The following is a 20290-nucleotide window of genomic DNA, read 5'->3' as shown; positions in this document are numbered from 1 at the left end:
GACTGTTTTCGAGAGTCTTACGCTGATGATTGCTTTTGCAGTCTTAATCGTAACAATCATGAACAGCAAAAATGACAAAAAATAAAAACCACTCATAAGCCTGACAGCTAGTGGTTTTTAAATAAATCATATAAAAGGCTGTCACCATCTTAAATGGTGTTTGCGAGAGAGTCATGTTGACGCATGGCTCTCTTTTCATTTATATAGTAACACATTTACTTATTATTTGCCAATTTTTTCCTTCCTACTGATAGCATCTAGTTCTTAGAGAACAGCTGTTTTTTACATTGTTTTATTTAAAAATTGGCGTACTTTTTCTTCATATGTTTTTGGATCTACCGTGAATGCTTGGCCGTGTTCTGCACCTTTGACAATCCATTTTTCTTTATAGCTATTTGTAGCGTCATAAAGTTCGTCTACCATATAAGTAGGGACGAATGCATCAGCATCACCGTGGATGTAGAAAATGGGTAAGTCTGTTTTAGCGACCGCATCAACCGCACTTGCTTCGCTAAAAAAGAAACCTTCTTTGAATTTATTAATCAGACTAGCTGTTGGGATTATCGGAAATTTTGGTAAGTGGAACATGGCTTTTAATTGATAAGAAAGTTCGGCATCCATCGAGGTATAGCCACAATCCGCGATAATACTTTTTACTTGTTTTGGTAGTTTTTCGCCGCTGGTCATAAGAACGGTGGAGCTACCCATGGAAACGCCATGCAGTGCGATTTGAGTGTCAGTACCATTTTTGTCGATTACTTGGTCAATCCACTGCACATAATCTTTGCGTTCAGGCCAACCAAATCCAATATTATCTCCTTCACTTTCACCGTGCGCTCTAGCATCAGGCATTAAGACATTATAGCCGAATTTTTCATGATACATTCTAGCGAGACCAGCCATCTCGACTTTTCCACTTTTCCCACGATAGCCGTGAGCTAAAATAATGGTCGTGTTAGAAGGGATATCTGCTGGTAAATAATTAGCAACGAGTTTCAAATTATCTGCTGAAGTTTCTGTCCATTTTATGAGGTTTTGCTTTTCCATCCATGCGACATTTGCTTCACGATTTTTCTTTGCAAGTTTGGCTGTGTCAGTTGTTTCGTCTGTTGTTGCTGTGTCGTTCATACTTGAATTGTCGCGCGCTAAAGCATAGCTATATAAGTAAAAACTAGCACAAATGGTAATAATAACAAGTAAACCAACGATAATCGAACTAGAAATAATTAAAATCTTTTTCATTGTTTGCTCCTTTTTTATGTAGATTATATGGATTCCAGTTCTTCGCTTATTTGTTCCCATTCTTCCATTAATTTCTCTCCGTCAGCTTTTACGGCGTCTAGCTCTTGAGTGATTTCAAGGGCTTTTTCATGGTCTTGGAAAACTTCTGGATTCGTTAATTGAAGTTCGATTTCGGCAATCTTTTCGTCCGTTTCTTCCATGGATTTTTCTATTTCTTCTAGTTTTCGTTTTCTTTGGCGAAGTAGTTTTTGTTGTTCTTTTTCTTCTTGGTAGTTTAATTTTCTGACGGAGGCGGTTGCTTCAACTTGTTCGCCTTTTTTGCGTCGGTCCTCGGCATCAAGTCGTGCCAGTTCTTTTTCTTCTGCTAATTTTTCTTGATAATAATCGTAATCTCCAAGGAAAACGGTTGCTTTTTCGGGCGCTAGTTCGACGATTTTAGAAGCAATCCTGTTAATAAAATAGCGGTCATGGGAAACGAAGAGAATCGTGCCTTCAAAATCAATTAAAGCTGCTTCTAAAACTTCTTTACTTTCAATATCTAAATGGTTGGTTGGCTCATCAAGGATAAGTACATTGGCTTCAAGTAAAGTGAGCTTAGCAAGAGCAAGGCGCGCTTTTTCGCCACCGCTTAAAGATTGGACATTTTTTAGTACATCATCATCTGAAAAAAGGAAATTACCTAGTGTTGTACGGACGTTCACTTCATTCAGCTCTGGATAATCGTCCCATAGTTCCATTAATACGGTTTTGTTGGATGTCAGTTTGGCTTGTTCTTGATCATAGTAACCAATTTTCACGCCAGCGCCGAAGTGGAATTCGCCACTTAGAGCTGGAATATCGCGAATAAGTGTTTTAAGCAGAGTAGACTTGCCGATTCCGTTTGGACCAACAAGGGCAAGGCTATCTTGGCGTTTCATTTCGAACGTTAGGTTGGAAGCAATGCGCTTATCTTTCGCGTAACCAATGCTTAGCTGATCTACCATTAAAACATCTTTACCCGTTTGTTTTTCAAATTGGAAACCAAAATGCGCTGCTTTTTCATCACCTTGCGGGCGACCAAGCACATCCATTTTTTCTAATTGTTTTCTTCTACTCTGAGCGCGCTTCGTTGTCGATGCGCGGACGATATTTCTAGCAACAAAATCTTCTAGTTTGGCAATCTGTTTTTGTTGTTTATCGAACTCTTTCCACATTTGTTCTAGTTTCGCTTGTTTTTGATTCACGAAGGAACTGTAATTTCCTTTGTAGTAATCGATTTTGGTTCGGCTAATTTCGTATACTTGATTCACGACTTTATCAAGGAAGTAGCGGTCATGGGATACGATGAGTAACGAACCATGATAATTTTGTAAATAGGTTTCGAGCCACGCTAGTGTTTCGATATCTAAATGGTTAGTTGGTTCATCAAGAACAAGAATATCTTGTTTAGCAAGTAGTAATTTGGCTAAAGCAAGCCGCGTTTTTTGGCCACCACTTAGAGAAGCGATTTCTACTTCATAATCTTCTGGATAAAAACGCAATCCATTTAAAACAGAACGGATTTCTGCTTCATAAGTATAGCCGCCACTTTCTTTAAAAGTATGTTGTAACGTATCATAATCCGTCATCAGTGCTTGGTATTTTTCTGGATCATTATAGAGTTCCGGTTCGCCGAGACGAAGCTCCATTTTGCGCAAATCAGCTTCCATTTTTCGCAGTGAATCAAACACACTTAGCATTTCATCCCAAATGGTTTTGGAAGATTCTAGACCGGTATTTTGAGCCAAATAGCCAATTTCCACACTTTTTGGTTTGGAAATAGTTCCGCCATCATAACTCATTTTGCCGGCAATGATTTTAAGTAAAGTAGATTTTCCTGCACCATTTCGCCCAACTAGAGCGATTCGATCACCTGTTTTTACTTCTAATTTAATATTATCTAAAATAACTTCTGCACCGAAGAATTTAGAAATTTGCTGAACTTGTAATAATATCATAATCTCTCTCCTCGAACGTTCTCCCTACTAGTTTATCTTAAAAGCCAAGTAATCGCAATGAGATAGCCAAGATAGCTTGAATAAGAAAGATTGTGAATACACTCGCATTATTTGTGATTTTAGCGTAGAATATAAAAAGAGGACTGCACCGGATATTTTGCGGGACAAAACCTTACTTGAAAGTTATGAGCAAAAAGTTTGTGCATTCCTTGTGAAATGTTTATAGTATATAAGCAAGCATGTGAAAGGAAGTACAGTTCACAATAGCTTCAACTTCAGAAAAAATTTAAAAGAAGAAGGGACAGAAGGCATGATGGAGGAAACAACTAAAATTCCACAAGCGACAGCAAAACGCTTACCATTATATCATCGTTACTTGAAATACCTAGATGAGTCAGGTAAGGAACGAGTATCATCTGCGGAATTAAGTGAAGCGGTGAAAGTTGATTCAGCGACTATTCGACGAGATTTTTCGTACTTTGGCGCATTAGGTAAGAAAGGATACGGGTATAACGTTTCTTACATACTCGACTTTTTCAGCAAAACACTTAGCCAGGACAAACAGACAAATGTTGCACTAATCGGTGTAGGTAACCTTGGTACAGCATTATTACATTATAATTTCATGAAAAATAATAATATCAAAATCGTTGCTGCATTTGATGTGGATCCAGCGAAAGTAGGTAGTGTTCAACAAGACATTCCAATTTATCACTTGAATGATATGGAAGAAATTGTTCGTGAAAACGGTGTGGAAGTAGTTATTCTGACAGTTCCAGCTGATGAAGCACAAGTAACGGTAGATCGTTTAATTGAAGCGGATGTTAAAGGTATTTTAAATTTTACCCCAGCTCGTATCAGTGTTCCAAAACAAGTTCGTGTGCACCATATCGACCTTACAACGGAATTACAAACGTTAATCTATTTCCTGGAAAATTATCCAGCGAAAACAGAATAAAAAAACCTGTAGAAGGTAAGCTAAACTTACTTTCTACAGGTTTTTTTACGCCTTTTAAATCCAGTGATAATCAGACCGATGCCAATGCCAAAATCCATTAATGTCATGATAATTAGTATATATGCAAGCACATCATAACCATAATCAGCCACACGAACAACAACAAAATATACAAATACAAGACCCAGCGCAAAATATAAAAAACTTTGCTTCATTAATGAATTTTTCATATTATCCCCCAATAATTCCTAGACTCAACAGCAAAACAATCGTATTCATTAAAATATGCGCGCCCATCGAAACGACAATCCGTTTTGTTTTCGTATAAAGGAAACAAAGAATTAGTCCGATGACAAAATAAGTAAGTAAGAAAGAAATATCTCCGTGAAGTAATCCAAAGAAAAGCGAACTAATAACCGCAGCCACATGAATATTCATCACATTACTTAGCCCACCAAAAACCACTTTTCGAAATACAAGTTCTTCTAAAATTGGACCTAAAATGGAAATGAAAATTAAGAAAATAGGTGCAGCTTTAGTCAAATCAACTAGTAACTCCGTATTTGCAGAGTTACTTAAATCTCCAGAAATCAGCGTAATGATAATACTACAAACAATTTGTGCCGCATATAACCCAATGACGCCTCCGACAATCCAAACAATACTTAGAAGCGGTTTCGTTTTTTCACCGAGTTCGATTTTATTTTCTTTCGGTTTTCTATAAAGCATTGGAATAATAATCGCAAGTGATAAAAGATTAGAGAATATCGACCAAATAACCATTCCATAAGATGCAGCATCCTCTATTGAAAGGGATGTTGTACTAAGTAGAACATGTTGAATAATAGGAATCCCAGCAGATGCAGAAAAAAGTAATAACAAATAAACTAAAACAATCGTAATATAACGCTTAGCCAAAAAATACGCATCCTTTCTATAAACAAACATTGGCTAAATTGCTTCAAACAAGCGGAAATAGCTCTTCTTATTGTACTCGTTATGAAGCTTTACCGCAAATAAGAATTCTTCTATTTTTTTAAACGTTTTTGCTTGCATTTTTTATTCAGTTTGGTATCATAATAACTGTATTAGCACTCTGATGTGTCGAGTGCTAAAATGAAAAAAGTAATTATATCAGAGGAGGTCATTTACATTGTTAAAACCATTAGGAGATCGTGTTGTAATTGAAGTACTTGAAGCAGAGGAAAAAACAGCGAGTGGGATTGTATTACCAGACTCTGCCAAAGAAAAACCGCAATCAGGGAAAATTGTTGCAGTCGGTTCAGGTCGTGTGCTAGATAACGGAACAAAAGAACCACTTGAAGTTGCAGAAGGTGACACAGTTATCTTTGCAAAATACTCTGGAACAGAAGTGACGTATGAAGGAACTGACTATCTGATTTTACGTGAAAGTGACATTTTAGCAATTACTAAATAATTTTAAAAAAAGAAATAATCGGAGGGAAATATAAAATGGCAAAAGATATTAAATTTAGTGAAGATGCTCGTCGTGCCATGTTACGTGGTGTCGACCAACTAGCAAACGCAGTAAAAGTAACGCTTGGCCCAAAAGGTCGTAATGTTGTTTTAGAGAAGAAATTCGGTTCTCCGTTAATTACAAATGATGGGGTAACAATTGCAAAAGAAATTGAATTAGAAGACCCATTTGAAAATATGGGAGCAAAACTTGTATCTGAAGTTGCTTCTAAAACCAATGATGTTGCTGGGGACGGAACTACAACAGCTACCGTTTTAGCGCAAGCAATGATTCAAGAAGGCTTAAAAAATGTAACAGCTGGAGCAAACCCAGTAGGCGTTCGCCGCGGTATCGAAAAAGCCGTAGCAACAGCTATCGAAGAATTAAAAGCTATCTCTAAACCAATTGAAAGCAAAGAGTCTATCGCTCAAGTTGCTGCTATTTCTTCTGGTGATGAAGAAGTTGGTAAATTAATCGCAGAAGCAATGGAACGCGTTGGTAACGACGGCGTTATCACTATTGAAGAATCCAAAGGTTTTGCAACAGAATTAGACGTAGTAGAAGGTATGCAATTTGACCGTGGCTACACTAGCCCATACATGGTAACTGATTCCGACAAAATGGAAGCAGTTCTTGAAAAACCATATATTTTAATTACAGATAAAAAAATCAACAATATTCAAGAAATCTTACCAGTTTTAGAACAAGTCGTTCAACAAGGTCGTCCAATGTTAATCATTGCGGAAGATGTTGAAGGGGAAGCTCAAGCAACTCTTGTACTAAACAAACTTCGCGGAACATTTAACGTAGTAGCCGTGAAAGCTCCTGGTTTCGGTGATCGTCGTAAAGCAATGCTAGAAGATATTGCTATTTTAACAGGCGGACAAGTCATCACAGAAGACCTAGGATTAGAACTAAAAACAGCTACTGTTGATCAACTTGGAACAGCTAACAAAGTAGTCGTAACAAAAGATGATACAACAATCGTAGAAGGAGCAGGCGATTCCACACAAATTAGCGCTCGCGTAAACCAAATCCGTGCGCAAATGGAAGAAACTACTTCTGAATTTGATAGAGAAAAATTACAAGAACGGTTAGCAAAACTTGCAGGTGGAGTAGCTGTTGTTAAAGTCGGCGCTGCAACTGAAACAGAGCTAAAAGAACGTAAATTACGTATTGAAGATGCGCTTAACTCTACTCGCGCAGCTGTAGAAGAAGGTATCGTAGCTGGTGGTGGTACTGCCCTTGTAAGTATTTACAATAAAGTAGCAGCACTTGAAGCAGAAGGCGACGTAGAAACAGGTATCAACATTGTGCTTCGTTCTCTAGAAGAACCAGTTCGCCAAATCGCACATAACGCTGGACTTGAAGGTTCGGTTATCGTTGAACGCTTGAAACACGAAGCAGTTGGTGTTGGTTTCAATGCAGCAAACGGCGAATGGGTAAACATGATTGATGCAGGTATTGTGGATCCAACTAAAGTAACACGTTCCGCTCTACAAAATGCATCATCTGTTGCAGCGCTTCTATTAACTACAGAAGCAGTCGTAGCAGACAAACCAGACGAAAACGGCCCAGCAGCTGTTCCTGATATGGGAATGGGTGGCATGGGCGGCATGATGTAAGAGTAACATCAGCGGACATTTTTAAAAGATCTCTGGATTTTTCCAGGGATCTTTTTTATTGTGATTTAATAACAGAATTTTTTTCAAGAGGTTAATAGACGAGTGTACATTTAAAAATTTTTAAAGGAGCCAAATCATATTGTATGAGGTAATAAACTACCCATTTTTTTGTGAAAAAAACCACAAATTATGTTTTACTCCAAACTCCGAGGGTACTGGTATACATGTAAGGTGAAAAATTTGAGGAGGGATTTTTAATGTGTACGTCAATAACTTATACAACGAAGGATCACTATTTTGGAAGGAATTTCGATTATGAACTTTCTTACAAAGAAGTTGTGGTTGTTACGCCGAAAAATTACCCGTTCCATTTTCGCAAGGTAGAGGATATAGAGAAGCATTATGCACTTATTGGTATTGCTGCTGTGATGGAAAACTACCCGTTGTATTACGATGCTACCAATGAAAAAGGCCTTAGTATGGCAGGACTCAATTTCTCAGGAAATGCGGATTACAAGGATTTTGCAGAAGGTAAGGACAATGTGACCCCCTTTGAATTTATTCCGTGGATTCTTGGTCAATGCGCTACTGTAAAAGAAGCAAGAAGATTACTTCAGAGAATCAATCTCGTGAATATTAGTTTTAGTGAAAATTTACCGCTGTCTCCATTACATTGGTTGATGGCTGATCAAACAGAATCTATTGTAGTGGAATGTGTGAAAGATGGACTTCACATTTATGATAATCCTGTTGGCGTGTTAACAAATAATCCAACATTTGATTACCAACTATTTAATTTAAACAATTATCGCGTTCTTTCGAGTGAAACCCCAGAAAATAATTTTTCCAAAGAGATTGATTTGGATGCTTATAGTCGTGGGATGGGCGGAATTGGCTTACCTGGTGATTTATCTTCTATGTCTCGTTTTGTGAAAGCAACTTTTACCAAATTGAATTCTGTTTCAGGTGATTCTGAATCAGAAAGTATTAGCCAATTTTTCCATATTTTAGGCTCGGTGGAACAACAAAAAGGTCTTTGTGATGTTGGTGGGGGAAAATACGAGCATACTATTTATTCCTCGTGTTGCAATATCGATAAAGGAATTTATTATTATAGAACATACGGAAACAGTCAAATTACTGGTGTGGATATGCACCAAGAGGATTTAGAGAGCAAAGAACTAGCTATTTATCCACTCGTCAATGAGCAACGACTAAACATTGTTAACAAATAACTGTGAGGCTGTGACAGGGAATTCCCTTGTCATAGTTTTTTTTGTGAGGAAAAACCAAAACTTGTTAGATGAAAAACAATTTTGGGACCGAAAAGCTAAGTTATCATTTCCTATTCCTTGTTATAATAAAAGAAAAGGAGATGCACTTGCTATGAGAGAAAATTCCATTATTGGTCGAATTATTGCATTTTGTGCAATTTGCTTTGCATTTTTCAACCCGAAAACAGTGACTTATTGGTTAGGAGTTCGCGCAGAATCTGGTCCAGCTTGGTATCTCACTACAGTTGTCGCATGCGGCATTGCGGTTTTCGTACTGATCGATTTAATCAAAAAAATAAAACGAAGAAAAGCGGCAGAATGAAAGTTTTCGTGGTATACTACTAGAAAAACGACTAGGAGAAAGCCATGAACTGGACACGTATAAGTAGTATTATAATAGTTGGTTTTACAGCAATAGGAGCAATTTATGGTGGCTTATCCATGGTTTTCATGCCAAGTGGTGGATTGCTGTCACTTTCAACCGGATTACTTGATGGTTCACCGTTTGTGGATTATTTAGTACCAGGCATATTTTTATTCGTATTTGTTGGATTATTTCATTTAGCAGCTCTAATTTATTTACTAAAAAAATTACCAAGAACCAAAGAAGTTATGTTCGCAGCGGCGGTCGTATTAGCTGTTTGGATGATTGTACAATTACTGATTATCGGCTACGTATTTATTTTACAAATTATCTTTTTAGTTGTCGCGGCAGTGGAAATGTTTTTAGCGATACAATTAAAAAAACAGCAACGGTGAAATAGAATTTAGTTAGGTTATTTTCCCCCCCTGAAATTAAGGGAGATAGATAGCCTAACTTTTTAGCTTTAGAAAACATAATTTATAAGCACGAATGTAAATAAAAAATCCTTCTATAAAAAGAAGGATTTTTTTCGGTTATTTCTGTTGTTCTTTTAATAAATCACGAATTTCTTTTAAGTATTCTTCAGTTGGTGGTACTGGCGTTTCTTCCACCGTTTGCTCTTTTTTCTTAATAAAACTAGTAAGTACTTTGACGAAAATAAAAATGGCAAAAGCGATGATGACAAAGTCAACGATGGACTGGATGAAAGCACCGTATTGAATAACGGATTTACCAACTTTGAAACTTAAATCTGTAAAATCAAGACCACCAAGAAGTACACCGACAAGTGGCATAATGATGTTATCTACTAAAGATGAAACAATTTTACCGAAAGCAGCCCCGATAACTACCGCTACAGCAAGGTCTAGGACATTCCCTTTTAATGCGAAATCTCTAAATTCTACTAACATTTTTTTCATGAAAATTCACCTCCCACTATCCAGTATAAAACATCTAACTGCGATGTGAAAGCAACTGAACTTATTTTAGCAATAAACTGCCTATGTATAGCGTTGGCGCCATTAATGCGTAGCCAATAATAATAAATGTGAGTGTTCGAAGCCAGAAAGAACGAAGAATAGTAGGTTGCCATTTTGCCAAGAGTGCTTGAATCCACATCGTGATGAGCGTAACAAAGGCAAACATGAAAAACAATTCGATATAACGAAGCATAGGTAAAACCTCCTTTTCTATCACTATGCCATAATCTTAGCATCATTTGCAATAGGAAATGAGCCGATTATTTCCATTCAATTGTTGCACATGATAAGTTAAAAAGAGTAAAACCGTTCGTTCGAAAAAGGAGTAGCAAATGAAATTATTGAAAAGGGTCAGTTTTTTTCTCATTATACTATATCTACTAATCGTGCCAGTTCAGCATGTTTCAGCGCATGCTTATTTGGAAAATTCGAATCCGGCCGATCAATCACATATTCAAACCGCGCCCGAAAAAGTAACGCTTGTTTTTAATGAAGAAATTGAAGCGGATTTCCCTTTAATAGAAGTCAAAGATTCAAGTGGGAAGCAAGTGGAAACCGGCAAAACCTCTGTTTCTAAAAAGAATAATCATATGGTTGAAGCGTCTTTACCAGCTGATTTGAAAGCAGATGTCTATTCTGTTTCATGGCGTGTTGTGTCAGCGGATGGACATGCGGTTACGGGGATCATTTCTTTTAAGTTAGGCGATACGAAAGCGACGTTCCAAGCATCGGAAGTTCCCTCAAGTGGAGCGGACTTGCAAATTAGTTCGATTCAAAAAGCCATTTTATACATAGGTTTTTCGTTGTTTATCGGTGTGCTTGTTTTTGGGTTAGGACTTTATCCACGAAAAGAACAGATATCAGAAAAAATTTCTGGACGTTTGAAAAAAGTAACTTGGATAGCGCTCGCCCTTTTAGGTGTGGCTCTCTTAATACAACTTTTCGTACAAACAAGTATCACAACAGGCGTCTCCATCAGTGAAAGTTTTGGACCTAATAAGTTAGCTGCTTTCTTGACTACGAAAACAGGTTATATTTGGATCAGTGAATTTGTCGTATGGCTTCTACTTGCCATTTTTACCGTCATGATGTTCTTTAAAAAGAAACAATGGAGCTGGTTCGCGCTTCTGACCGAGAGTGCATTAATCGGATATTTGATTTTTGCAAAGGCTCAGAATGGACACGCCGCAGCAAGTGCCGATAAAATAGTAAGTATCACCGCTGATATGCTCCATATGATTGCGGCAAGCGTTTGGGTTGGCGGAATTTTAGTACTCTTATTCGTATTACCGCGAACCGGAAAAGCGCGCAAAGTATGGATTCGCTTTGCCATCGTAGCAATCATTGCGGTCGCTTCGATATTAGTCAGCGGCTTATTAATGGCAGTCATGAACATCGGGCAAATGGCCAATTTATTTACAACCAACTACGGCAAAATTCTTCTTTTCAAAATCGGCTTATTTATACTAATGGCACTATTAGGGCTAGGACATTACATTTATATCAAACTTAAAAATCAACAATTGCCATTCAAAACCATTTTAATTGAGCTTATCATTGGAACCATTATCCTTGTCGTTGCAAGTGTTTTAACCAATGTACAAACACCGCCACCGCCTGCTCCGAAAGCATTTGACGAAACAATTGCAGCGGAAGGCGAAAAAGCAAAAATTAATTTGCGAGTGGAACCAGCAACCGTTGGACAAAACCAGTTTATCATCACTTTTACTTCAGCAGATGGTTCTGCTAAAACAGATTTTGAACAAGTGACGATTACAACAAAATCTACTAAAACAGATGAAAAATCAACTTTCCAAGCCAAACTTGCAAATGATACGCAATATTTTGCAGAGGGGCTATATTTTAATCAAACCGGCAAGTGGGAAATCACGGTCCATGGTTTAACAAAAGATTTTACCGATATAAATCAAACATTTACGACCAATATTACACAGTAAAGGAGAAAACAATGAAAAAAATTATGAGCTCCATCGTCGTATTATTAGCTGTCTTTATCATTCCATTTCAAGCGAGCGCGCATGTCTCAGTATTACCAAGCGAATCGACCGTAGACTCCTGGGAAACCTACACGATGAAAGTTCCATCAGAAAAAGATGCAGCATCTAAAAAAATCGTTTTAAAAGTGACAAAGGGTGTATCGTTCGAATCGTATGAACCAGTTCCAGGCTGGACAACGACGATAGATAAGAAGAACGGAACAGTAACATGGCAAACAGAAGGCAGCGGAATTGAAAAAGGTCAATTTCAGCGATTTAGTTTTATCGCTAAAAATCCAAGTGAAGAAGGAGAAGTCCCTTGGAATGCCTATCAATATTATGAAGATGGTTCCATCGTCGAATGGGTTGGGGCAGAAGATTCTGAAACACCACATGCTACAACAAAAATCGTCAAAGAGTCTTCTAAATCAGCAACTGGCTCGCACGGAGAGGTAGTGGCAGGAGCAGAGAACACAGCAGGGGATACAAGCAGCAGTGGTGATAATACGATTTTATTATGGACCGCAGTAGCTATCAGCGTTATTGCACTTATCACGGGCATTCTTGCTATTTTAAGCCGAAAAAAATAACTTCAAAGGAGTAAGCAGATGGAACGGAAAATCATGCATTTAGCAGTTGGCAAGCCGAAAGAACTTAACCTTTCAAATAACAAACTGATGATGACGGGGATCGAAAAAAAGCTTGTACGATCTGCCTATCTAACCACTACCGGTTTTGAAAATGACGCACCGCATAATTTGAAATATCACGGTGGGCCGGATCGTACGGTTTGTATTTATCCATACGAACATTACGCGAAATGGACAGAAATGTTTGGCGAAGAGCTACAAGTAACTGCTTTTGGTGAAAATCTCATCACTACGAATATGTTGGAAAGCTCTGTTCAAATTGGTGATAAATTTCAGATTGGCGAAACCGTTATCCAAATAACGGAAGCTCGAAATCCATGTAGTACAATTGAAAAGTTCAATGGAATCCCCAATCTCTATAAAGCAATCCACAAAACCGGACTTACTGGATATCTGTGCCGAACGATTACTCCTGGCATTATACATGCAACGGATGAAATCAAACAAATTCACCAAGAATCACACGGCGTAACAGTAGCCTTTTGTCATGAAAAAGTATTGCATAAAAAAGGAACAAAAGAAGACTTGGAGCGGATTTTGGCAGTCGAAGCCTTATCCGAACGTTACCGTGACCAAGTCGAAAAACAAATAAAAAAGTGATAGCATCATTCGCTATCACTTTTTGTGTTTTCATCAGCTAATTCTTTTTTCCTTAGTGTCAAAAATTGCTCTACTACAGCAATTTCTTCTTTGGTTAAGTCTGGTGTTTCTGAAATTAATTGGGTAATCTTATTCGCTCTTTGCGTACTAGAATTAGTAGGCTTTTTGGCGCGGAAAAAGTTTGTTATCGTACTAGTAATCATCCCGATAAATGCTATCCCGAACAGCATCATAATCGATGCCAAAATCCGTCCAATTGGCGTGACAGGAACAATATCCCCGTACCCAACTGTTGTCGCAGTCACAATCGCCCACCAAAGCGCATCAGGATAATTGTTTATTTCGGGTTCGATAAATACCATCGGAACAGGAATTATAATCACAAGTAAAACAAAAATCATTAAAAATCGATTTAAACCATTAGAACGGAAAAAGCTATAAATCGGTACAATATAGCGTCTTCCCATCGCGGTAATACTTAAAAGATGAACAAAACTAACAATCCGAGCCGCTCTAAATCCACCATAAAATGGAATAATCGCAATGAGTTGAAACGGATGCGTTTTTACATAATGCCATTTATTATCAGCCCGGTAAAGTCGAACCAGATAATCAAGCGTAAAAATCACCCAAATAATCCAATTTAAAATAAATGTAAAGTTGTTTCTGTACGGTAATAGGGCAAGGGAAAGTAATATGAGAATAAGCATAAAAGTCTCATAAATCATTTTTCTCTTTGTTTTATCCAATTTATCCACCTCGTTTGACTTATACTCTCACTTATTTTAGCACAAAACCGCACAAAAGCTGTAAACAAATAAAAAAGCTGACAACAAAAAGTTGCCAGCCGTGTTCGTTATTTAATTCGTAGTCGATTACTTTTACTTCTCGATGCCAGTAAGCATAAGTAGCAAAGTAGTGCGAACAACATCGTAATGATTAAGCTATGGGCAAGCGCGATATACAAGTTCACTCCTGTATAAACAGAAAGCGCCCCAGTAACGGCTTGAAGAGCAATAAACACAAGTGACAACACCATGCTAAAAGTAAGTACGCGATATCTTCTATAATCTCTGAACACAAGCCAAGTAACATATAATAACCAAACAATTAAAATAAATGCGGCTAACCGGTGGAAGTACTGCACATAATCTTGTACAGAAGTAGGCATTATAAAGTGCCCATTTTCAAAAGGCCAAACCGGAACAGCCATACTTGCTTTTTCATGTCGTACAAGTGCGCCAGTATAAACAGCTAAGTACGTGTAAATCGTGAGCGCATAAATATTAACGCGTAATTTCGTCCCCATCACGAGGTTTCTAGCATCGAATTTTCGGTCTACCTCAAAAATCATCAAGGCAAGCAATACAATCGAAGCATAACAAATGATCGAAATCCCAAAGTGCAGCGCCATGATGTACGGATTTTGTCCCCAAACAACAGCCGCCATTCCCATTAACGCTTGAATAATTAGAAACAGAACAGCAATAATTGCAAGGGGTTTTGTTTCGCGACGGTTTTTCATATAAATCCAAGCACAAATCGCTAAAACAATAACAAAAATCGAACTGATTCCCGTCGTCATTCGGTGCATGAATTCAATTAATTTTTCCGGAGTAACATCTGTTAAACGAACTAGCTGTCCATTACAAAGGGGCCAACTATTACCACAACCATCAGCTGAACCAGTTTTCGTTACGAGCGCTCCGCCAAACACAACGACCGTCATACAAATAATCGTTAGTACAGACCAAACTTTCAAGAATTTTTTCATTATCTACCAATCTCTCCTTTAGATGCGTGTGAGATTTTTACTATAATTTGTTTATATGTATAAGTTCATGAGTACACATCAAACTAATTGTAGCGTGTTTATTTGAAGAAGTAAAGCGTACAAGACTAAAGCCGATTTATTGACAAAAGGTGCGTATTTTTCACATAATAAGGGTATAGGATATCTATCAGTTCGCAATCACTGGTTTATATCAGCAAGTGTTAGGGGGAGAAAAAGTGAATCAGATAGAAAAGACTGGGGAGTTATCAGCGAGTAGATTTACTGTCCGTGATTTTACCGAGCTTGTGAAAATTGGTATCGTGAATTCCAATACGATTACTGCTTTTACAGGAATGTGGTTAGCCTTTCAGTTAAATGGAATTTCTTTTATTCAAAATGTAGACGTGATATTTTTTACTATCGTCGGTTCAGCACTTATTGTCGCTGCTTCGGGCGCTTTTAACAATGTCATCGACCGTGATATTGACGGAATTATGGAAAGAACAAAAAACAGACCAACAATGACCGGGAAAATTTCTGGTAAGCGAGCGCTAATGGTCGCGCTTGTGCTAGGTGTTGTCGGTACAATTATGTTATTTATGACAACTTGGCAAGCAGGAGTTCTTGGCGTTATTGGGGTCTTTTTGTATGTAGTCGTTTATTCGCTTTATGCAAAAAGAAAACTAGTTAGTAACACAGTAATTGGTAGTTTTTCAGGTGCTGTACCGCCATTAATTGGTTGGTTTGCAGTCGAACCAACATTTAGTATTGTGCCAATTATGCTGTTTCTCGTGATGTTTTGTTGGCAACCACCTCATTTTTATGCCATCGCGATTAAACGGAAAGAGGAATACGCCGCTGCTGGAATTCCAATGTTGCCAGTAGTAAAAGGCATTGAACGCACAAAGAAAAGCATGTTTTTCTGGGTGATTTTATTAACTATCCTACCATTCTTTATGTTTGATTTAGGTATTGTATATGTTATTTTAGCAACATTACTTAATATCGGGTGGTTAGCACTTAGTATTTACGGCTTTAAGATGGAAGATAGTATCAAATGGGCTAAATGGATGTTCGTATACTCATTAAACTACATGACAATTTTATTCGTAGCAATGGTAGTTATTTCGATTTTCCTATAAAAAGAAAAAACAATTATGAAGAAGCGTGCAATACGCGTTTCCTTATAATTGTTTTTTTATGATTTTTAAAGCTTTTCAAATGATAATAGTATTGGTAAAATGAATGTTACATCAAGAAAACAAAATAATGCCGAGGAGGGCAAAATGTGAAGTTTATAATGCGAGTAGCTGTGCTATTAATCATTTGCCTGTTCATTGGATACAACACAGATCTTTTTTTTAGTAAATCAGTAGAGAAAAATACAGCCGAAGATACAGCGACAAAATCTAATTTTCCTGATAATAAAAAAACAACGAATGAAAATCCGAAACAAGTGCAAGATAGTTCCAGCTTGGCAAGATTTATTAATAAAAACGTAAGCGAATTAAAGAAAGAGTTTGGTGACCCGGTGCGTGTAGACAAAACAGCGTACGGTTACGATAATTACATTTACAGTCAACCAGGAACAAGCTACATGCAAGTCGGCGTAGCAAAAAATATCGTGCAAACCATTTATGCGCTAGGACAAGACTTAAATGTCATGCCATATACAATTGGGATGTCCACTGAGAAAGTATTTACCGATGCCAACTTACAATCGGAAATATCCTTTAATTACAAAGACAGCTATTATAAATTCGAACTTTCTGAAGAAGACTTAAATGCCCGTCCAATCGTTAATATTGGAAGTGGCGTTTATGCGCAACTAAATTTCGATAAATTTAAATCAAAACTGATTAGTGTTCGTTACCTCAATAAATTATCCTTCGTCAAAATGCGTCCGTATGAATTATCTTACCAAGGTGAAATTTATAAAGAAAAGTTGTCGCCAGCAGATTGGAATGCGATTGATGATGCTTCTAGTAAACAAGTACTAGAAATCACTAATGTTATTCGTGATCGATACGGAATAGAAGAAGTGGCTTGGGATGAATCTGTTGCGCGAGTTGCATATGGACACAGTGTTGATATGAAGAAAAATGATTATTTTGACCACACTTCACCCACGCAAGGAGATCTAAGCAAACGACTTAGTAAAGGGGACGTCAAATATACTAAAGCTGGTGAAAATATCGCCTATAACTATGTCGATAGCGCAGCGGCAGTGGAAGGTTGGCTCAACTCTAAAGGGCATAGAGAAAATCTACTAGATGGTTCATATACGTATATGGGTGCAGGAACATATCGAAAATACTATACGCAAAATTTTATTATTAAATAATAGTTCTATGGTATAATAAAAAAGTAAGTTATATGGAGGTGGCTAGATTGCTCGCTACAATGGAAAATATGGCGCTACTCGATTTATCAGATGAGCTTGCTAGCATGATTCTAAACTCCGAGGAAGCGCAAAATTACAAACTTGCTAAAGAAGCGTTGCTAAATGACGCTACTTCACAAAAAAATATTCGTCAATTCATACGAATAAAAGAACAATACGAGGAAGTACAGCGGTTCGGCCGGTATCATCCTGACTATAAAGAAGTAACCAGAAAGACTCGTGCCTATAAACGCGAAGTTGACATGGACCAAAATGTGGCAGCTTTTCGCCGTGCAGAGATGGATTTACAATCTCTCTTGGATGAAATCAGTCTGCTTCTCGCAAGTGCAGTTTCAGAGAATATCAAAGTACCAACTGGTAATCCGTTTTTTGAAACAAAATCTGCTTGTTCCACAGGTGGATGTGGCAGCGGGGGAGGTTGCGGTTGTTCAGCGTAAAGCTTATCCTAAAAAGAAGGGGCTTAAACAATGGAAAATGATAGACAAGCTATCGTCGTTTGGATGAATCATCTCAAACAAGTTAGATCTTTGAAGCGATTTGGAAACGTGCATTATGTATCGCGTAAGTTAAAATATGCGGTGTTATATTGTGATATGGCCGAAGTAGAAGATATCTCTAACAAAGTTTCTCGTTTTCATTATGTGAAACGCGTGGAAATGTCTTTCCGTCCGTTCTTAAAAACAGAATACGAATCCAAAAAAGAAATGATGTACGAACACAAAAACGAAGATGTGCAAATCAGTATCTAACCAAAACGGCAAGACTATTTCAACTAGTCTTGCTGTTTTTTTGCTTCTATTTGTGATAAAGTAAAAAAGACATTGAAGTAAAGGTTGTGCAAAAACATGAGAGTCATTGCAGGAGAACGAAAAGGACACGCTTTAAAAGCTGTTCCAGGAAACAATACGAGACCAACTACAGATAAAGTAAAAGAATCCTTATTTTCGATTATCGGTCCCTTTTTTGACGGGGATATGGTGCTTGATTTATTTGCTGGCAGTGGTGGGCTTGGAATCGAAGCGTTGAGCAGAGGAGCAGAACGAGCTGTTTTTATTGACCAAGCAGCGCTCGCAATTAAAACAATCCGACAAAACTTAGAAGGATGCCATTTTACAGAGCGCGCGGAAGTATATAGAAATGATGCCGAACGAGCACTCAAATTACTCCATAAAAATGAGTGGAAATTCGACCTTATCTTCTTAGATCCACCATATAAAAAGCAACAATTAGAAAAATTACTAGGAACTTTAGAAAAATTAGAATTAGTTAACGAAAATGGAAGAATTATTTGCGAGCATGACAAAGAAGCAATCATGCCAGATACAATCGGTAAATTCGAGAAAATCAAATCAGTTTCTTATGGAATTACTGTTTTATCTATATTTGAATTTCAGGAGGCGTAGAAATGGGTGACAAAATTGCCGTTATTCCCGGGACATTTGATCCGATTACGAATGGTCACTTAGATATTATTGAACGTGCAGCGAAGATTTTCGATGTGTTATATGTTTCCGTTTTAAACAATTCATCCAAAAAACCACTTTTCACGATAGAGGAGCGAATGGAAATGATTAGACAAGTAACCGCTCATTTGCCAAATGTACAAGTGGAAAGTGCGAGTGGATTGACTGTTGATTATGCTGCTACGCGCGGGGCTACGGCAATTGTCAGGGGACTTCGAGCGGTGAGTGATTTTGAATACGAGATGCAAATTGCTTCGATGAACCGAACGCTAAATGCGGATATCGAAACTTTTTTTATCATGACTAATACGAAATATTCTTTTTTAAGTTCCAGTATGGTAAAAGAAGTGGCGCATTATCAAGGCGATATCAGCGAACTTGTGCCAGAAATCGTGAACAAAGCAGTACAAGCAAAATTCAAGTAAGTAGGAGATGGACAAAAAATGCGTAAAGAGTGGAAAAAAATAACGGCGATAGTGCTGTTAATTATTATTATAGCGGGCTTTTTTATTCCAGTTCCGTATTATATTTCAAAACCTGGTGGGACCGAAGAACTTGCACCACTCGTTACGGTTGATAACCATCCAAATAAAAAAGACGGTTCGCTCAGTCTAGTGACGATTGCAATGGGAAAAGCAAATATTTATACATATATGACCGCTAAATTTTTGCCATACCATGAGCTAGAAAAAGATAGCGAGATCAAATACGAGAATGAAAGCGACGAAGAATACAATGTTCGCCAAATGCAAATGATGAATGAATCCAAAAATAATGCCATTCAAGTGGCTTATAAAGCAGCTGGACAAGAAGTCAAAGTTACTTATGATGGCGTATACGTATTAAGCGTAAAAGACGACGTTCCAGCAGCGGATATCCTTCACGCTGGCGACCTAATCACAGAAATTGATGGGAATGCGTTTAAATCAAGCCAAGAATTTATTAATTATATCCATAGCAAAAAAGTGGGAGATACTGTCAAAATTAACTACAAACACGGAGACAAAAATGAACAAGCCAACATCAAACTAACAGCTATTGATAAAAAAGGTACTCCAGGAATCGGTATCACGCTTGTGGATGATGAAAAAATCACCGCAGATCCAACCGTGAAAATCGACTCTGAAAAAATCGGCGGACCTTCTGCTGGTTTAATGTTTAGTTTAGAAATTTACAGTCGTTTCCAAAAAAATGATCTTACAGATGGCAAAAAAATCGCCGGAACTGGTACGATTGATCCGGATGGAACCGTGGGTAGAATCGGCGGAATTGATCAAAAGGTTGTTGCAGCAGATAAAAGTGGCGCGAAGATTTTCTTTGCTCCAAATGATCCAATCACTGAAGAAATGAAAAAAAGCGATCCAAGTATCGAAAGTAATTACGATACAGCATTCAAAACAGCGAAAGACATTGACACCAACATGAAAATCGTTCCAGTTAAAACTTTCCAAGATGCTGTGGATTATTTAAAAAAACTACAATAAAAAAGCCGTTTTGTCTATAGCA

Annotated in this window: 25 protein-coding genes; 17 read left to right on the top strand and 8 right to left on the bottom strand. The window is 37.6% G+C overall.

Annotation, left to right across the window (positions count from 1 at the left end; translation table 11 throughout):
- The first annotated feature begins 25 nt into the window (after positions 1 to 25).
- Positions 26 to 85, top strand: coding sequence for a hypothetical protein (locus CKV70_RS14665; RefSeq protein WP_232048003.1), 60 nt, complete (start codon positions 26 to 28; stop codon positions 83 to 85).
- A 197-nt stretch (positions 86 to 282) separates the two neighbouring features.
- Here CKV70_RS14665 and CKV70_RS10670 read toward each other — a convergent pair whose 3' ends face one another.
- Both CKV70_RS10670 and CKV70_RS10665 read right to left on the bottom strand, forming a co-directional pair.
- Positions 283 to 1242 carry an alpha/beta hydrolase gene (locus tag CKV70_RS10670; RefSeq protein WP_003722331.1) on the bottom strand — a complete coding sequence of 320 codons (960 nt, stop codon included), beginning with the start codon at positions 1240 to 1242 and terminating at the stop codon, positions 283 to 285.
- A 23-nt stretch (positions 1243 to 1265) separates the two neighbouring features.
- Entirely contained in the window at positions 1266 to 3218 is a 1953-nt protein-coding gene (locus tag CKV70_RS10665; RefSeq protein ID WP_014601007.1) for an ABC-F family ATP-binding cassette domain-containing protein, read from the bottom strand.
- 310 nt (positions 3219 to 3528) lie between these two features.
- On the opposite strand from CKV70_RS10665, the gene CKV70_RS10660 reads away from it, so the two are divergent.
- Positions 3529 to 4176 carry a redox-sensing transcriptional repressor Rex gene (locus CKV70_RS10660; RefSeq protein ID WP_003722329.1) on the top strand — a complete coding sequence of 216 codons (648 nt, stop codon included), beginning with the start codon at positions 3529 to 3531 and terminating at the stop codon, positions 4174 to 4176.
- 26 nt (positions 4177 to 4202) lie between these two features.
- Here the strand turns inward: CKV70_RS10660 and CKV70_RS10655 are convergent, their stop codons facing one another.
- Together CKV70_RS10655 and CKV70_RS10650 are read right to left on the bottom strand one after the other, a co-directional pair.
- Entirely contained in the window at positions 4203 to 4406 is a 204-nt protein-coding gene (locus CKV70_RS10655) for a DUF4305 domain-containing protein (RefSeq protein ID WP_003722328.1), read from the bottom strand.
- Position 4407: 1 nt separating this feature from the next.
- Positions 4408 to 5094 (bottom strand): CPBP family intramembrane glutamic endopeptidase, encoded by a 687-nt coding sequence (locus CKV70_RS10650; RefSeq protein WP_003731957.1) that lies wholly within the window; start codon positions 5092 to 5094, stop codon positions 4408 to 4410.
- Positions 5095 to 5329: 235 nt separating this feature from the next.
- Between CKV70_RS10650 and groES the strand changes: the two genes are divergently transcribed.
- The 5 genes from groES to CKV70_RS10625 all read left to right on the top strand — a co-directional run bounded on the left by groES (position 5330) and on the right by CKV70_RS10625 (position 9311).
- Positions 5330 to 5614 (top strand): co-chaperone GroES, encoded by a 285-nt coding sequence (gene groES, locus CKV70_RS10645; protein ID WP_003726504.1) that lies wholly within the window; start codon positions 5330 to 5332, stop codon positions 5612 to 5614.
- 35 nt (positions 5615 to 5649) lie between these two features.
- Positions 5650 to 7278, top strand: coding sequence for a chaperonin GroEL (gene groL / locus CKV70_RS10640; RefSeq protein ID WP_003726503.1), 1629 nt, complete (start codon positions 5650 to 5652; stop codon positions 7276 to 7278).
- Between the two features lie 257 nt (positions 7279 to 7535).
- Positions 7536 to 8513 (top strand): choloylglycine hydrolase, encoded by a 978-nt coding sequence (bsh, locus tag CKV70_RS10635; RefSeq protein WP_003723950.1) that lies wholly within the window; start codon positions 7536 to 7538, stop codon positions 8511 to 8513.
- A gap of 151 nt (positions 8514 to 8664) precedes the next feature.
- On the top strand, positions 8665 to 8874 hold the full coding sequence (locus CKV70_RS10630) for a hypothetical protein (RefSeq protein WP_003763314.1): 210 nt from the start codon (positions 8665 to 8667) through the stop codon (positions 8872 to 8874).
- Between the two features lie 44 nt (positions 8875 to 8918).
- Entirely contained in the window at positions 8919 to 9311 is a 393-nt protein-coding gene (locus tag CKV70_RS10625) for a hypothetical protein (protein WP_014601006.1), read from the top strand.
- Between the two features lie 138 nt (positions 9312 to 9449).
- Here CKV70_RS10625 and mscL read toward each other — a convergent pair whose 3' ends face one another.
- Complete coding sequence (gene mscL, locus CKV70_RS10620; protein ID WP_003723947.1) at positions 9450 to 9836, bottom strand: large conductance mechanosensitive channel protein MscL; 387 nt, start codon at positions 9834 to 9836, stop codon at positions 9450 to 9452.
- 61 nt (positions 9837 to 9897) lie between these two features.
- Positions 9898 to 10089, bottom strand: coding sequence for a hypothetical protein (locus CKV70_RS10615; protein ID WP_009926079.1), 192 nt, complete (start codon positions 10087 to 10089; stop codon positions 9898 to 9900).
- Between the two features lie 139 nt (positions 10090 to 10228).
- On the opposite strand from CKV70_RS10615, the gene CKV70_RS10610 reads away from it, so the two are divergent.
- The 3 genes from CKV70_RS10610 to CKV70_RS10600 are packed head-to-tail and all read left to right on the top strand — an operon-like array spanning position 10229 to position 13143.
- Positions 10229 to 11854 (top strand): copper resistance CopC/CopD family protein, encoded by a 1626-nt coding sequence (locus CKV70_RS10610; RefSeq protein ID WP_014601005.1) that lies wholly within the window; start codon positions 10229 to 10231, stop codon positions 11852 to 11854.
- Positions 11855 to 11865: 11 nt separating this feature from the next.
- A complete protein-coding gene (locus tag CKV70_RS10605) occupies positions 11866 to 12483 on the top strand; it encodes a YcnI family protein (protein ID WP_003731961.1) in 618 nt (205 codons plus the stop codon).
- A gap of 18 nt (positions 12484 to 12501) precedes the next feature.
- Positions 12502 to 13143, top strand: a complete 642-nt coding sequence (locus tag CKV70_RS10600; RefSeq protein WP_014601004.1) for an MOSC domain-containing protein — start codon at positions 12502 to 12504, stop codon at positions 13141 to 13143.
- Positions 13144 to 13148: 5 nt separating this feature from the next.
- Here CKV70_RS10600 and CKV70_RS10595 read toward each other — a convergent pair whose 3' ends face one another.
- Positions 13149 to 13892 (bottom strand): potassium channel family protein, encoded by a 744-nt coding sequence (locus CKV70_RS10595; RefSeq protein ID WP_003734055.1) that lies wholly within the window; start codon positions 13890 to 13892, stop codon positions 13149 to 13151.
- A 107-nt stretch (positions 13893 to 13999) separates the two neighbouring features.
- Complete coding sequence (locus tag CKV70_RS10590; RefSeq protein ID WP_003731964.1) at positions 14000 to 14917, bottom strand: COX15/CtaA family protein; 918 nt, start codon at positions 14915 to 14917, stop codon at positions 14000 to 14002.
- Between the two features lie 236 nt (positions 14918 to 15153).
- On the opposite strand from CKV70_RS10590, the gene cyoE reads away from it, so the two are divergent.
- The 7 genes from cyoE to CKV70_RS10555 all read left to right on the top strand — a co-directional run bounded on the left by cyoE (position 15154) and on the right by CKV70_RS10555 (position 20268).
- Complete coding sequence (cyoE, locus tag CKV70_RS10585; RefSeq protein ID WP_003733858.1) at positions 15154 to 16059, top strand: heme o synthase; 906 nt, start codon at positions 15154 to 15156, stop codon at positions 16057 to 16059.
- A 146-nt stretch (positions 16060 to 16205) separates the two neighbouring features.
- On the top strand, positions 16206 to 17261 hold the full coding sequence (locus CKV70_RS10580) for a CAP domain-containing protein (RefSeq protein WP_014601003.1): 1056 nt from the start codon (positions 16206 to 16208) through the stop codon (positions 17259 to 17261).
- A gap of 47 nt (positions 17262 to 17308) precedes the next feature.
- Positions 17309 to 17758, top strand: coding sequence for a YlbF/YmcA family competence regulator (locus CKV70_RS10575; protein WP_003724095.1), 450 nt, complete (start codon positions 17309 to 17311; stop codon positions 17756 to 17758).
- A gap of 30 nt (positions 17759 to 17788) precedes the next feature.
- Complete coding sequence (locus CKV70_RS10570; protein WP_003726138.1) at positions 17789 to 18070, top strand: YlbG family protein; 282 nt, start codon at positions 17789 to 17791, stop codon at positions 18068 to 18070.
- 96 nt (positions 18071 to 18166) lie between these two features.
- Complete coding sequence (rsmD, locus tag CKV70_RS10565) at positions 18167 to 18724, top strand: 16S rRNA (guanine(966)-N(2))-methyltransferase RsmD (protein WP_003731966.1); 558 nt, start codon at positions 18167 to 18169, stop codon at positions 18722 to 18724.
- Positions 18725 to 18726: 2 nt separating this feature from the next.
- Positions 18727 to 19209 carry a pantetheine-phosphate adenylyltransferase gene (coaD, locus tag CKV70_RS10560; protein ID WP_014601002.1) on the top strand — a complete coding sequence of 161 codons (483 nt, stop codon included), beginning with the start codon at positions 18727 to 18729 and terminating at the stop codon, positions 19207 to 19209.
- 18 nt (positions 19210 to 19227) lie between these two features.
- The gene (locus tag CKV70_RS10555) at positions 19228 to 20268 is read left to right on the top strand and encodes a SepM family pheromone-processing serine protease (RefSeq protein WP_014601001.1); all 1041 of its coding nucleotides are present in this window, start codon (positions 19228 to 19230) and stop codon (positions 20266 to 20268) included.
- Positions 20269 to 20290: the final 22 nt, after the last annotated feature.

This window comes from Listeria monocytogenes (assembly GCF_900187225.1).
Classification (GTDB): Bacteria; Bacillota; Bacilli; order Lactobacillales; family Listeriaceae; genus Listeria; species Listeria monocytogenes.
The sequence above is the reverse complement of the archived record's forward strand: the minus strand, read 5'-3'. Positions and strand labels throughout refer to the sequence as shown.

Excerpts from the sequence above, each read along its gene's own strand:
- CKV70_RS10670 (WP_003722331.1), bottom strand. The coding sequence starts at position 1,242 with ATGAAAAAGATTTTAATTATTTCTAGTTCGATTATCGTTGGTTTACTT.
- CKV70_RS10665 (WP_014601007.1), bottom strand. The coding sequence starts at position 3,218 with ATGATATTATTACAAGTTCAGCAAATTTCTAAATTCTTCGGTGCAGAA.
- CKV70_RS10660 (WP_003722329.1), top strand. The coding sequence starts at position 3,529 with ATGATGGAGGAAACAACTAAAATTCCACAAGCGACAGCAAAACGCTTA.
- CKV70_RS10655 (WP_003722328.1), bottom strand. The coding sequence starts at position 4,406 with ATGAAAAATTCATTAATGAAGCAAAGTTTTTTATATTTTGCGCTGGGT.
- groL (WP_003726503.1), top strand. The coding sequence starts at position 5,650 with ATGGCAAAAGATATTAAATTTAGTGAAGATGCTCGTCGTGCCATGTTA.
- bsh (WP_003723950.1), top strand. The coding sequence starts at position 7,536 with ATGTGTACGTCAATAACTTATACAACGAAGGATCACTATTTTGGAAGG.
- CKV70_RS10630 (WP_003763314.1), top strand. The coding sequence starts at position 8,665 with ATGAGAGAAAATTCCATTATTGGTCGAATTATTGCATTTTGTGCAATT.
- CKV70_RS10625 (WP_014601006.1), top strand. The coding sequence starts at position 8,919 with ATGAACTGGACACGTATAAGTAGTATTATAATAGTTGGTTTTACAGCA.
- mscL (WP_003723947.1), bottom strand. The coding sequence starts at position 9,836 with ATGAAAAAAATGTTAGTAGAATTTAGAGATTTCGCATTAAAAGGGAAT.
- CKV70_RS10615 (WP_009926079.1), bottom strand. The coding sequence starts at position 10,089 with ATGCTTCGTTATATCGAATTGTTTTTCATGTTTGCCTTTGTTACGCTC.
- CKV70_RS10610 (WP_014601005.1), top strand. The coding sequence starts at position 10,229 with ATGAAATTATTGAAAAGGGTCAGTTTTTTTCTCATTATACTATATCTA.
- CKV70_RS10605 (WP_003731961.1), top strand. The coding sequence starts at position 11,866 with ATGAAAAAAATTATGAGCTCCATCGTCGTATTATTAGCTGTCTTTATC.
- CKV70_RS10600 (WP_014601004.1), top strand. The coding sequence starts at position 12,502 with ATGGAACGGAAAATCATGCATTTAGCAGTTGGCAAGCCGAAAGAACTT.
- CKV70_RS10590 (WP_003731964.1), bottom strand. The coding sequence starts at position 14,917 with ATGAAAAAATTCTTGAAAGTTTGGTCTGTACTAACGATTATTTGTATG.
- CKV70_RS10570 (WP_003726138.1), top strand. The coding sequence starts at position 17,789 with ATGGAAAATGATAGACAAGCTATCGTCGTTTGGATGAATCATCTCAAA.
- rsmD (WP_003731966.1), top strand. The coding sequence starts at position 18,167 with ATGAGAGTCATTGCAGGAGAACGAAAAGGACACGCTTTAAAAGCTGTT.
- coaD (WP_014601002.1), top strand. The coding sequence starts at position 18,727 with ATGGGTGACAAAATTGCCGTTATTCCCGGGACATTTGATCCGATTACG.
- CKV70_RS10555 (WP_014601001.1), top strand. The coding sequence starts at position 19,228 with ATGCGTAAAGAGTGGAAAAAAATAACGGCGATAGTGCTGTTAATTATT.